This is a genomic window from Lacihabitans sp. CS3-21 (assembly GCF_024343675.1).
Lineage (GTDB): Bacteria > Bacteroidota > Bacteroidia > Cytophagales > Spirosomataceae > Leadbetterella.
In genome coordinates this window covers 1-12909 of sequence record NZ_RJUD01000010.1, presented here as the reverse complement: position 1 = coordinate 12909, position 12909 = coordinate 1, and the positions used below count along the sequence as shown (strand labels likewise).

Genomic DNA, 12909 nt, shown 5'->3' with positions numbered 1-12909 from the left:
AGTTTTTTGACCCGATCTAATATTTGAAATACCTTCTTTACTTCACTTCGAATCCATAGCTTTTTTCGTAAATAGAGATTGATCTTGGATATGAACTATCTATTTTGTTGTATTTGGCGGCTTCCTCGGTCATTCTATGCTTCGTCACTTTGGTTTCTAAAGTGTACTTCCCTTTGGCGTTTAATAATTGTTTAAAATTGTAAGACCTGGCTTCACCGGGATTTAAATTATTATCGCTCAGTTTTTTAGCTACAGGATACCACTCCCAAGACTCCCCAACCCTTCCTTGTGTTTTTGCTATAATTTTTCCCTCTGAAGTTTTCAAAACCAAGTCGATCAGCAAAAACCGCTCAGGGTCACCTGAAGGCACACGATGCCCAGCGTGTTCATTTTTTAGGGTAAGGCTAAACTTCAATGTATCAGATAGTTTATAGCTTTTTTTAACATTACTGCTGTAAAATTCCAGACTTTTCAACATGGCAGGTTTTAAAGTGTCATGCTTGGGAATACCAGATGCAGGAAAATTATGAAAATGACTCTTTTTCGCAGGAAAACCTTCCATTAATGAACGATGCGTCTCTGGCATATGACAACTTATGCAGTTTTTCTTCCCATAAAACGGCCCTGCTTTCCACTCGTCGCCAGTCTGAAATGTACATGCCAAAGTGGGCGTAACCACGGCGTTGGCATTGTGACAAGAAATGCAAAGCGTTTCAGACAAATGAATGGGATCTTTTTTTACTGGATGTGGAGCTAATGTACTTCCACTACTACCAATAATGACATTGTTTCTAACATGGCAACTGGCACAATTGATACCCTCTTTTTGTAATTCGCTATCAAAAAGTGGATTTTTTTCTTTTACGGGTTTATAAATATCTCCGTTTATGAGTCCCTTTACAATAAACTCTTGCTGGTTTTGAAGTGGTATGTGACAGTTGATGCACATAAAAGGGCTGGATTCTTTTTTTAATTCGGCCTGAAACTGCTGATCGACCCAAGCCTGAGCATGTGTTGAGGTTTTCCATTCGGCATAATATTCTTTGTGGCATGTTCCACAATCTTCCGATTTCAAAGAGACCAAGCCATGTGGCACTTTTTGGTTAGGTACCACTTTTTCCCACGATTTGGTCAAAGGCAGTATCACCTCCGGCTCATTAAATACCTTGTTTTTTTCCAAAACAAAATAAATGGCAGCAGAAAAAATCAGAAATGCCAATGTCAAAAGTGCGTATTTTTTTATCATTATTGTTCCATTCGTTCAGAAGGCTTGCAAATTACATTTATTTGACCTCTATGTTATGTGACTAATGTACCACTAGTTTTGTTTCAATTATCATTTCCCTATAATCATCAATTTCTACTTTATTGTCAATGATAGATAACAATAGTTGTGCAGCTTCCATTCCTGTTTTATCGGGAAACTGTTCTACAGAAGCCAATGGCGGATTACTCATCAATGAAGTTATGGGTAAATTGCCATAGCTAACAAACTTGATTTCTTGGTTAGGCACGATTCCCCTTTTTTTGCAAACCAACATGGCATAAAGAGCCACATAATCATTAAATCCAAAAATCGCATCAGGAACATTCTCTTGGGACAGGAACTCCTCCATAACAGCCATTGCACTTTTTTTTGTCAAATCGCATGATTTTATCAAACTCTGACTGCTTCTTATATTGTTTTTTTGTAATCCCAAAAGGTAACCATTTAATCTTTCGTCGGAGGCATCAAGATTTGAAGGGCCATTTATGAGAGCTATTCTTTTGCAATTGAGGTCTTTCAAAAATCCGATGGCATCCACAGCACCTTTTTGAATGTCGCATTTAATTTTGTGCGATTTGTATGAACGAGGAACTCTGTCGAAGAAAACTACTGGAATTCCAAAATCCTCCACCTTTTTAAACTTTGAGTAATCCGTTGTATTTCCTGCCAAAGAAACCAATAATCCATCAACTCGGTATTTGAGCATAAGTTCTAGGGCATTGTCTTGTCGTTTCATATCGTTGCGGGTTTGAAAGACAAAAACTTGGTAGCCTTGCTTCTCAAAAAAATCCTCAACAGTATTGATCACTTTTGTGAAAAATTCTTCATCAAGAGCTGGAACGATGATTCCGATGACAAACATTTTCTTTCCTTTCAAAAACATGGAAGCGGGATTAGGCACATATTTCAATTCCTTTGCTTTTTCTAAAACCAATTCCCTTGTCTTTAAACCTATTTTAGGATTGTTCTGCAATGCCCTAGAGACCGTAGAGATAGAAACGCTCAGTGCTTCTGCTATGCTTTTGATATTTATTTCACTTTTCATTTCTCAGGTTTTTTTTATAAAATAGGTTGATTTAAGTCAATTGTGAATATCAATAAGACAATTGTGTCTATAAAATTAATAAAAAAATTATGCAAACATTTGCATTTCAATAAAAATACTAAAAAAACATTCTTAAAGGCACAAAAACGCATATTTTACTATTTCATGATTTAATATAATTTTTTTAAGCAAATTCAAACCTCATATTTTTTGTAATTTTGACTACTGACCTTAATAGATTAAACTATTGCATCGCATCCCAGAAAAAAAACCTGCTAGTTTTATACCTTAAAACTGGTGTTCTGCTGCATTCATTGGCCAAATATTTCGGTCTATAATTTTCTTTTTTTTCAACCATTTAAATCATTCGTCTATGATGATGAAACAATTACTCAAAAAAAATGGAGTGCTTTCTATCCCTTGGAAACTGGGCAAAGGCATTTCCAAATTCTCGCTTAGTTTACTTATTGTTGCCTTGATGAGTTCTATGGCTTTTGCCAAAGAAATTAAAGGTAAAGTAAGTGACGAAACAGGATCAGGGTTACCTGGTGTAACGGTAACCGAAAAAGGTACCATGAACGGTGCTATTACTGATGTAAACGGTCAGTTTACGGTAAACGTAAAAGGCGATGCAGCAATTTTGGTGTTTTCGTTTGTGGGTTATGCTGGCCTTGAAGAAGTGGTGGGCAGTCGTTCAATTATCAACGTAACACTAACGCCAGACGTAAGCAGCCTCAACGAAGTTGTGGTGGTGGGTTATGGTACGCAAAAAAAGGAAACCATAACGGGTTCTGTTGCATCTGTAAAAGGGTCGGAATTGGTAAAATCGCCAGTAGTAAACCTCAGTAACTCTATCGCTGGTCGTATGGCTGGTGTAGTAGCAGTTAACCGTAGCGGTGAGCCTGGTGCTGACGGATCTGCGATCAGAATTCGTGGTTCTAACACCTTGAATAACGGAGATGCATTGATCGTTGTAGATGGTATACCAAACAGAGCGGGTGGTTTAGATCGTATCAATCCGAATGACATTGAAAGTGTATCGGTGTTGAAAGATGCCTCGGCTGCCATTTATGGTTCTAGAGCTGCAAACGGTGTAATATTGATTACTACCAAAAGAGGTAAAACAGGAAAGCCACAGTTGGCATACTCTGCCAACCAAGGGTATTCTCAGCCAACAGTTATTCCAAAATTGACCAATGCGGCTCAATATGTGGGTATGTTGAACGATTTGGATATTTATGGATTGCCAACAACAGAGTGGGCAGCGGCCAATACCGCTTATAAGAGTACTGGAACTTATACACGCCCAGATGGAACAACAAGAAAGGCACCTTTCTCACCTACCGACATCCAAAAATACGCAGATGGCTCAGATCCTTGGTTATATCCAAATACGGATTGGTATGGGGCTACACTTAAGAATTGGTCGCCTCAAACACAACACAACCTTCAAATATCTGGAGGTACAGAGGCAGTTAAATATTTGGCCTCATTGGGTTACCAAAATCAAGATGGTTTCTATAAAAAGTCTGCGACAGGCTACCAACAGTATGATATTCGTTTGAACCTGGACGCTAAAATCAACAAATATGTTGATATGAATGTAGGTTTATTGGCAAGAGAGGAAGTTAGAAACTATCCAACGAGAAGTGCAGGAGCGATCTTTAGAATGCAAATGAGAGGTAAGCCTCAACAGCAAGCTTTTTGGCCAAACGGATTACCTGGTCCGGATATCGAAAATGGTGAAAATCCTGTTGTGATCACTACCGATCTTTCGGGATACGACAAAAAGAAAGACGATTATATTCAAACGAATGGATCGATAAATGTCAAAATCCCATGGATCGATGGCCTGAAATGGACTGGAACTGCAGCCGTAGATAAAAAGACTGTTTTCAGAAAATTATGGCAAATTCCTTGGACTCTGTATCAACAAGGCTCAGGTTTTGAAGCCGATGGAACAACTCCTAAGCTTGTTGCAAGTAAAAGAGGACCAGCTGAACCTCGCTTGGATGAATTTTACGAAGACCAACTAAATATTCTACTTGGAAGTGTAGTATCATACGAAAAACAAATTGGTGTGCACGGTATAACAGCATTGGCAGGTATGAACCGTGAGACTATTGATGGTAACAACTTCAGTGCTTTCAGAAGGTACTTCATTTCACCAGCATTGGATCAAATGTTTGCTGGAGGCGACTTAGAAAGAACCAACAGCGGAGGCGGATTTGAAACTGCACGTATCAATTACTTTGGTAGAATGGCCTATAACTACAAAGAAAAGTATTTGGCAGAGTTCCTTTGGAGATATGACGGTTCTGATAGATTCCCTGCAAAAAGCCGTTATGGTTTCTTCCCTGGATTTATGGCTGGATGGGTTGTATCTGAAGAAAATTTCATGAAAGAACAAAACGTTTTCAGTTTCTTGAAATTGAGAGGTTCATGGGGACAATTGGGTAATGACCAAGTTAACTTACCAAACTCATCAACTCCAGCTACCTATCAGTATCTTTCAACTTATGGTTTCAGAAGCTATATATTGGGAGATGCCGAGCAAAAAACCTTGTTTGAAACTCGTCTTCCAAACGAAAACATCACATGGGAGGTGGCATCCAATTCAAACGTAGGTTTGGAGGGTCAGTTGATGAATGGAAAAGTATTCTTCGAAATGGATTATTTCTCTAACTACCGTTCGAAAATCCTTTGGTTTAAAAATGCATCAGTTCCTCAATCAACTGGTATTACTTTACCTGCTCAAAACATAGGAGAGGTTTCAAACAAAGGTTTCGACTTTAACATTGGTTATAGAGGTGGAAAAGGCGACTTCAAATACAACGTAAGTGTAAATGGTGGCTATGCCAAAAACAAGATAGAATTCTGGGATGAGGCACCGGGTGCACCTGAATGGCAAAGAACTACTGGTAAACCTATGAATACCTTTATGGCTTACTTGTACGATGGTGTTTTCAAAGACCAAGCTGATATTGATGCTAGAACTGTTGATTATTCAGCAATTGTGAAAACTTTGAGACCTGGAGATATGAAGTACCAAGATTACAATGGTGATGGCAAAATAACTCCTGATGACCAAGTAAGAACTGACAATACGACATTGCCAATGTTCCAAGGTGGTATCAATTTGGGTGGACAATACAAAAACTTTGACTTGACTATTTTGATCCAAGGTGCTGCAGGTGCCAAACAATACGTGTCGGCTGGTGAAATGGGTAACATAGGCAACTATTTGTTAGACATGTATGAAGATCGTTGGACAATCGACAATCCATCTAGCGTACATCCAAGAATAGCCAACCGTTCTGATCAGTATTATTCAAACAACAATACTTACTGGTTAAGAAGTTCAGATTACATCCGTTTGAAAAACTTCGAATTGGGTTATTCATTACCTGAAGTTTTGACTAAAAAAATCGGATCAAGTAGTGCCAGAATTTATGTTAGTGGTATCAACGTTTTCACTGTTGACAAATTGAAGGTTTTTGACCCTGAAACTGCAAGTACTACTGGACAGTACTATCCTCAGTCGAGAGTTATGAACATGGGATTGAATATTAAATTTTAATGAAAATGAAAATGTATAAAAAAATAATAATTTCACTCTTTACAGTTTCGTTTTTTGCCACAGGTTGCAACGACGACTTTGTAAATACAACTCCGCTCGACCAGCTTTCGCAAGAAGTGGTTTGGGGCGATGCTTCACTCGCAGAGGCTTTTGTAAGTGAGCTTTATGGTGGCCTTGGCGTAGGTGGTTTTAATGAGCAAATGTTGGCCTCACTTACTGATGAAGCCATATTTACCCACCCAGGTCGTAACATTACGACACACACCGAGGGCAGAATAAACCCAGCGGATCCAGGTTGGATAAATGGCACGCTTTCATGGGTAAACATGTACCAGAGAATCAGAGCTGCCAACTTGGCATTGGAAAACTTGGCTGCTCCAAAGTTTCCTAATACCAACAACATAGTAGATAGATTAATAGGGGAGTCTAAATTTATGAGAGCCTATTACTATCATCAGTTGTTGAGATATTACGGTGGTGTGCCTATTGTTGACAAAGCTTTTTCTTTGAATGACTCAGACTTTTTGGGAGCTAGAAATACTTACGAAGAATGTGTAAATTTCATTATCAAAGATTTGGATGAAGCCGCTACAAAATTGGATGGTAAATCTTTACAAAAAGGTAGAGCTACGAAAGCTGCAGCTCTAGCTCTTAAATCAAGAGTGTTGATTTATGCAGCCAGCGATATGGCCGACATTCCAACAGCGAAAGTAAAATCAAAGGCTTTGGCCTCCTATGCAACGCCTCAATTGGTAGGATATGTTTCTGGTAGTCGTGCTGATCGTTGGCAAAAAGCCAAAGCAGCGGCTAAAGCTGTTTTGGACCTTTCTGGATTTGGTTTTCAAACCAATCTTACGGCACCAGTTTCTGCTGAAGTAGGTACAGCCAATTACATGAATCAGTCGCTTTCACAAAATGGCGGTCAATCTGAAATGATTTTTGGTAGATATTTTATACCAACTAAAAACGAAGATGGCGGTAGAATTGGCCTTTTCAACGGACCAAACGGTTACAACAACTGGGCAGGTAATACACCGATTCAGGAGCTTGTAGATGATTATGAAATGATGGACGGAAGTAAATTTGACTGGTCAAAACCTGAGCATGCGTCTAATCCTTATGCCAACAGAGACCCAAGGATGAAAGCTACCATCATGTATGAAGGTTCTCCTTGGAAACCGCGTTCGGCATCTGCTGCACCGTTGGACCCTGCTAACCAGATTCAAACAGGAGAGTATGAAGTAAATCCAGGTGGTGTTAAGAAAACACATTTTGGCTTAGATACACGTAAAAGTACAATTGAAGACTGGAACGGAAGTTACACTGGATACTACATGCGTAAATTTACAAACCCAAGTCCAGCTATTGTTGACCAAAACTCTTGGCAACAAATACCTTGGCCATTCTTACGTTACACGGAAGCCATATTTAACTATGTGGAAGCCTGTATAGAGTTAGGCGAGGAAACTGAAGCCAAAACTTGGTTAAACAAAGTACGTTTTAGAGCAGGTATGCCAGCTATAACCGAAACTGGAACAGCCCTTAGAGATCGTTATAGAAACGAGCGTAGAGTAGAAATGGTATTTGAAGAGCAACGCTACCATGATGCTCGTCGTTGGATGATTCCAGCACAAACATTGGGCCGTAAGGCAAGTATTATAAATGTAAAAGGAACGCTAAAACCTGGTAAAACAGTAGCTGTTTACAAATATGATCCCGAAAACTACAATTATTCTTACACTGTAGGAAAAATTGACCCGGGTAAAGAGAACCGTAACTGGGATGATAAAATTTATTTCCTACCGATTCATCGCGATGAAATCAACAGGAATAATAAATTGATTCAAAACCCTGGTTATTAATTTTTATTCAATCACTTGATGGAAACGGAAAACTATCCCTATTTTTGGGATAGTTTTTTTTTGAAAAAGAATCTTAAAACAAAATGTCAATGGAATAGATTTAACCTGGAAATTAGAATCTTGGTTTCGTTAAAAAAAAACGTATTGAAAAGATTTTGAGTAAAGCCATACCACAAAAGACACAAAGAAATTTCACAAAGTTCCACAAAGAAATACACTAACCAAACTTACATAATACTTATATTCAATAATTTAACTTCTTGTTTTTGACCAATCAACCATGACCTTAAAATTCTTAAAATATTCATTTATAGCCATCATCTGTTCTTTATGTTCATGCAAAAATGAAGGCGAAAGTACCTCAGAATCTGAAGGTTCACCCCTATTTACTTTATTGAGCAATGAACAAACCAACTTAAGTTTTCAAAACAACTTAGAGGAAGGCCCCAATACTAACATTTTGATGTATGAGTATTTCTACAATGGTGCTGGAGTTAGCACGGCTGATTACAACAATGACGGACTACTGGATGTGTATTTTGTGTCCAACATGGGCGAAAACAAATTATATCTCAATCGTGGAAAAATGCGTTTTGAAGATTATACGATAGAATCAGGTGCCGGTGGAAGGCCTGGCCCCTGGAAAACGGGTGTAACTTCAGTAGATATAAACGCGGATGGTAAAATGGATATTTACTTGAGTTATTCAGGAAGTTTACCAGCCGAAAAACGTGTTAATCAATTGTTTATCAACAAAGGAAATGATGCATCAGGAACACCATTATTTGAAGAAAAAGCAGCCGAATTTGGCTTGAATCACGCAGGATATTGCAACCAAGCCTACTTTTTTGATTATGACAAAGATGGAGATTTGGATGCATTGATGTTGAATCATAATCCCAAAAACCTTCCATTACTAAATGAAACAGGTACAGCCGCAATGTTGAAAGTGGATAGTCCAGAAATGGGCTTACGCTTCTATAAAAACAACGGTGGCAAATTCCAAGATCAAACGCAAGCAGCTAAAATAAGTGGCTCTGAATTGAGTTATGGACTAGGATTAGGTATTTCAGATCTCAACAACGATGGATGGCCAGATTTTTATGTTTCTAACGACTATTCCGTTCCCGATTACCTGTACATCAACAACAAAAACGGCACCTTCACCAATCAGTTGTCCACTTCAATGGGCCATACTAGTCAGTTTTCGATGGGAAATGACATTGCAGACATCAACAACGACGGCCACAACGACGTGTTCACGCTCGACATGTTGCCAGAAGACAATGCCCGACAGAAATTACTTTTAGCTCCCGACAATTTCGCAAAATTCGAGCAAAATGTACGAAGTGGTTTTTACTACCAATACATGAGAAACATGCTACACCTCAACAACGGAAACGGCACCTTTTCGGAGATTGGACAACTCGCTGGGGTATCCAATACAGACTGGTCGTGGTCTGCTCTTTTAGCAGATTATGACAATGACGGTTGGAAAGACCTATTCGTGAGTAACGGCTACTTAAGAGACTACACCAACCTCGATTTTATCAAATACATGGAAAACTACGTGGCCATGAAAGGCCGCTTGCAGCGAGAAGATGTTTTGGAAATCATCAAACAAATGCCTGCCTCCAATGTATCCAACTATATTTTCAAGAACAAAGGCGATTTGACCTTTAAAAACCAAACCAAAAACTGGGGATTGGAGCGAGCTTCCAACTCCAACGGATCGGTTTATGCCGATTTTGACAATGATGGTGACTTGGATTTACTTATCAACAACATCAACCAACCCGTGTTTTTATACCAAAACGAAGCCAACAAAACCGCTAACTATCTTAAAATAAACCTAAAAGGAAGTCAACAAAATACTTTGGGTATAGGTGCAACGGTTCAGGTATTCGTGAAAGGAAAAGTACAGCAAAGTGAGCAGTATTTGAGTCGAGGCTATTTGTCTTCGGTTTCTCCAATTCTACATTTTGGATTGGGAAAAGCCAACGAAGTAGATTCCATCGTCGTAACTTGGAACAGTGGTCTTTCACAAAAAATCGGTAAAACCAAAGCCAATCAAACGTTTACTTTGAACGAAACAGATGCTAAACTTAAAATAAACAGATTCGAAAAAACTTCAAGTCCAATTTTCAAAGATGCCTCCTCAGGAATCGACTTTGTTCATCAAATAGAAAATGTGAACGACTTTGAGCGTCAGCTGCTTTTGCCTAGCCAACTCTCCTACTCAGGACCCTGCATGACCAAAGGTGACCTGAATGCTGATGGATTAGAAGATATAGCCATTGGTGGAGGGAAAAATCAAGCTACGACCATATATTTTCAACAGAAAGGCGGGAAATTCCAGAAGCAAAACATGGCTATTTTTGAGAAAGACAAGGCTTTCAACGACGGAGATATTGTCATTTTTGATGCAAATAATGACAGGAAAAACGATATTTTGATAGTTAGTGGTGGCTACCACCAATTGGCCGAAAACGATAGTTTATTGCAAGACCGACTGTATATAAATCAGGGAAATAACACTTTCGCACGTGCTGCATTTCCAAAACTATCAGGTAGTAAATCTTGTGTTCGGGTAAACGACATCAACAAAGATGGCTTTTTAGATTTGTTTGTGGGCACGCGTTTTACACCTGGCAAATACCCGCAAAGTCCGGGTAGTTATTTACTTATCAACAACAAAAAGGGCGGATTTACGGACCTAACCAAGGCTTACAGTCCAGAATTGGCCAATATCGGTATGATTACCGATGCCGTTTGGGTAGATTTGAATGCAGACAAAACCAATGAACTCCTTTTGGTAGGTGAGTTTGTTCCGCTAACTGTTCTCCAGCTTAAAGGCCAGGCTTTCGAAAATACCACTGAAGACTATTTCGACCAAAAATATGCCGGATGGTGGAATAAAATAGCCATTGGAGATTTTAACCAAGACCAAAAACCGGATATTTTGATAGGAAATATGGGCCTCAACACGCAATTTGGAGCCTCCAAAGACCAACCTGTAGAAATGTATGCCAAAGATTTTGACAAAAACGGCTCAATTGACCCCATTTTGTGCTATTACATTCAAGGGAAAAGCTACCCTTTTGTAACCCGAGATGAATTGCTCAACCAATTGCCTTACCTAAAGCCCAATTACACCAATTTTGAGAGCTTTTCAAAGGTAATCATGGCCGAAATATTCAAAAACGACGACCTCAATGATGCCCAACACTTGGAAGCCAACCACATGGCCACTACCCTATTTTTGAGTGGAAAAGACGGTAAATACCAAGAAAGCCAACTGCCGCTACAAGCCCAATATTCGTCTGTAAATAGCATAGCCATAATAGATTATAACCAAGATGGCCACCAAGACTTACTCCTGACAGGCAACAACAGTTACGCAAAACTCCGACTAGGAAAATTTGACGCCAACTACGGTACCCTACTCCAAGGAAATGGCAAGGGCGGTTTTACCTACATTCCACAAACGCTTTCTGGACTTAAAATTTGGGGAGATGTGAGGAGTTCTTTGGTGTTTGATAATAAAGTTTTATTTGGGGTGAATGGTGGGAAGGTAGTGGGGGCTGGGTGGTGAGTTTTTTTTACCACGGAGTATCTCAGAGTTTTGCATGGAGTTTCACAGCGACTTAATTATCAGCTTTTAAACCTGCTGCGGCTTTCTATTTAGTCTTTGCGATAAAATATCAAACTCAGAGACCTTTCCTTTTTAAATCTAAGTTAGAAACCAATTTTTTATTAATTTCAACAAAAAAATCACCCATGAGATTAACCCTGCTTGCCCTTTTCTCACTTTTAACCACTATCTCCCGCCAAAAAAGCCCGAAATATGATACCATTATCAAAAATAGATTGGTGTATGATGGCAATGGAAAAGCCCCTTTTAAGGCCGATATTGGTATCAAAAACGACACGATAGCACTTATATAAGAAGTTTAGTCACAATCCTACCCCACCCTCAAAAAAGGCTTCAAATTTGGAGGATTTAGTTCAAAACGGCTTTTCTCTTCTAATAAGTCGTAGCCACGTTGCATTCTAAGCCAAAAATCGGCATTTCCACCAAAAACAGCTTCGATTCTCAAAGCTATATTTGGAGTAATCGATCCTGAGCCATTTAATATTTTTGAAAGTGTAACTCTTGAAACTTGTAACAAATTTGCAGCTTCGCTTACCGATAATTCTGCTGGTTGGAGAATGTCCTCCCTCAAAATTATTCCTGGATGAATGTTTGTTTTTTTATGTCGTTCCATTTTGTAAATTATTAATGATAGTCAACCAAATCTACCTCAGTTGCTTCCCGAGTATTATTGTCAAATTTGAAAATTATTCTCCAATTCCCAGTAATTTGCATTGCCCAGAATCCTTTCAAATTACCCTTCAATGGATGTGGTTTTAAAAAAGTTAAATTCTCTAAATCGCCAGGTACTTTTTCTAAATAATCGATTAAATTGAGCACTCTTTCTATTTTGGCCATCATTTTAGAAGGTAATTTACTTTTATCACCTTTTGTCCAATAATGCTTTAAGCCTTTATGCTGAATGGATTTAATCATAAATTTAATACTTGCTGTAAAGATATAGTTTACACTTTTCATTTTCAAAATTTCAATCACTTATTTACCACGGAGTATCACAGCGACTTAATTATCAGCTTTTAAACCTGCTGCGGCTTTCTATTTAGTCTTTGCGATAAAAAATCAAATTCCCCTTACCTTAAGGTTTAAATCTAAGCTAGAAACCATTTTTTTATTAATTTCAACAAAAAAATCACCCATGAGATTAACCCTGCTTGCCCTTTTCTCACTTTTAACCACTATCTCCTGCCAAAAAAGCCCAAAATACGATACGATTATCAAAAATGGTATGGTGTATGACGGCAATGGAAAAGCCCCTTTTATGGCCGATATTGGTATCAAAAACGATACGATAGCGTTTATTGGGGATTTGTCCAGCGAAACGGCAAGCTTGGAAACGATTGATGCCAAAGGCTTGGCGGTGGCTCCAGGTTTTGTAAATATGCTAAGTTGGGCTACCGAGAGTTTGATACACGACGGTCGCTCCATGAGTGACATTATGCAAGGCATTACGCTCGAAGTCATGGGCGAGGGCGATTCCATGGGTCCGTTGACGGATTCCAT

Annotated in this window: 8 protein-coding genes and 1 pseudogene; 5 read left to right on the top strand and 4 right to left on the bottom strand. The window is 38.8% G+C overall.

Going from position 1 to position 12909, the window contains the following annotated elements; all coding sequences use genetic code 11:
• Positions 1 to 37: 37 nt before the first annotated feature.
• Positions 38 to 1246 carry a cytochrome c family protein gene (locus EGI24_RS08125; RefSeq protein WP_255047868.1) on the bottom strand — a complete coding sequence of 403 codons (1209 nt, stop codon included), beginning with the start codon at positions 1244 to 1246 and terminating at the stop codon, positions 38 to 40.
• A gap of 61 nt (positions 1247 to 1307) precedes the next feature.
• Positions 1308 to 2312 carry a LacI family DNA-binding transcriptional regulator gene (locus EGI24_RS08120; RefSeq protein ID WP_255047867.1) on the bottom strand — a complete coding sequence of 335 codons (1005 nt, stop codon included), beginning with the start codon at positions 2310 to 2312 and terminating at the stop codon, positions 1308 to 1310.
• Positions 2313 to 2790: 478 nt separating this feature from the next.
• On the opposite strand from EGI24_RS08120, the gene EGI24_RS08115 reads away from it, so the two are divergent.
• The 4 genes from EGI24_RS08115 to EGI24_RS08100 all read left to right on the top strand — a co-directional run bounded on the left by EGI24_RS08115 (position 2791) and on the right by EGI24_RS08100 (position 11702).
• On the top strand, positions 2791 to 5892 hold the full coding sequence (locus tag EGI24_RS08115; protein ID WP_409035473.1) for a SusC/RagA family TonB-linked outer membrane protein: 3102 nt from the start codon (positions 2791 to 2793) through the stop codon (positions 5890 to 5892).
• Between the two features lie 5 nt (positions 5893 to 5897).
• On the top strand, positions 5898 to 7754 hold the full coding sequence (locus tag EGI24_RS08110; RefSeq protein ID WP_255047866.1) for a RagB/SusD family nutrient uptake outer membrane protein: 1857 nt from the start codon (positions 5898 to 5900) through the stop codon (positions 7752 to 7754).
• Between the two features lie 280 nt (positions 7755 to 8034).
• Positions 8035 to 11349, top strand: a complete 3315-nt coding sequence (locus EGI24_RS08105; protein WP_255047865.1) for a VCBS repeat-containing protein — start codon at positions 8035 to 8037, stop codon at positions 11347 to 11349.
• Positions 11350 to 11534: 185 nt separating this feature from the next.
• Positions 11535 to 11702: a hypothetical protein gene (locus EGI24_RS08100; RefSeq protein ID WP_255047864.1), complete on the top strand. Its 168-nt coding sequence runs from the start codon at positions 11535 to 11537 to the stop codon at positions 11700 to 11702.
• A 17-nt stretch (positions 11703 to 11719) separates the two neighbouring features.
• On the opposite strand, the gene EGI24_RS08095 is transcribed toward EGI24_RS08100, so the two are convergent.
• Positions 11720 to 12022: a HigA family addiction module antitoxin gene (locus EGI24_RS08095; protein ID WP_255047863.1), complete on the bottom strand. Its 303-nt coding sequence runs from the start codon at positions 12020 to 12022 to the stop codon at positions 11720 to 11722.
• Between the two features lie 11 nt (positions 12023 to 12033).
• Positions 12034 to 12366, bottom strand: coding sequence for a type II toxin-antitoxin system RelE/ParE family toxin (locus EGI24_RS08090; RefSeq protein WP_255047862.1), 333 nt, complete (start codon positions 12364 to 12366; stop codon positions 12034 to 12036).
• Between the two features lie 178 nt (positions 12367 to 12544).
• Between EGI24_RS08090 and EGI24_RS08085 the strand changes: the two are divergent.
• Positions 12545 to 12909, top strand: a pseudogene (locus EGI24_RS08085) (D-aminoacylase); the annotation flags it as partial.

What these genes read in the sequence shown, in the direction of transcription:
- EGI24_RS08125 (WP_255047868.1), bottom strand. Translation starts at nt 1,246, where the DNA reads ATGATAAAAAAATACGCACTTTTGACATTGGCATTTCTGATTTTTTCT.
- EGI24_RS08120 (WP_255047867.1), bottom strand. Translation starts at nt 2,312, where the DNA reads ATGAAAAGTGAAATAAATATCAAAAGCATAGCAGAAGCACTGAGCGTT.
- EGI24_RS08115 (WP_409035473.1), top strand. Translation starts at nt 2,791, where the DNA reads ATGAGTTCTATGGCTTTTGCCAAAGAAATTAAAGGTAAAGTAAGTGAC.
- EGI24_RS08110 (WP_255047866.1), top strand. Translation starts at nt 5,898, where the DNA reads ATGAAAATGTATAAAAAAATAATAATTTCACTCTTTACAGTTTCGTTT.
- EGI24_RS08105 (WP_255047865.1), top strand. Translation starts at nt 8,035, where the DNA reads ATGACCTTAAAATTCTTAAAATATTCATTTATAGCCATCATCTGTTCT.
- EGI24_RS08100 (WP_255047864.1), top strand. Translation starts at nt 11,535, where the DNA reads ATGAGATTAACCCTGCTTGCCCTTTTCTCACTTTTAACCACTATCTCC.
- EGI24_RS08095 (WP_255047863.1), bottom strand. Translation starts at nt 12,022, where the DNA reads ATGGAACGACATAAAAAAACAAACATTCATCCAGGAATAATTTTGAGG.
- EGI24_RS08090 (WP_255047862.1), bottom strand. Translation starts at nt 12,366, where the DNA reads ATGAAAAGTGTAAACTATATCTTTACAGCAAGTATTAAATTTATGATT.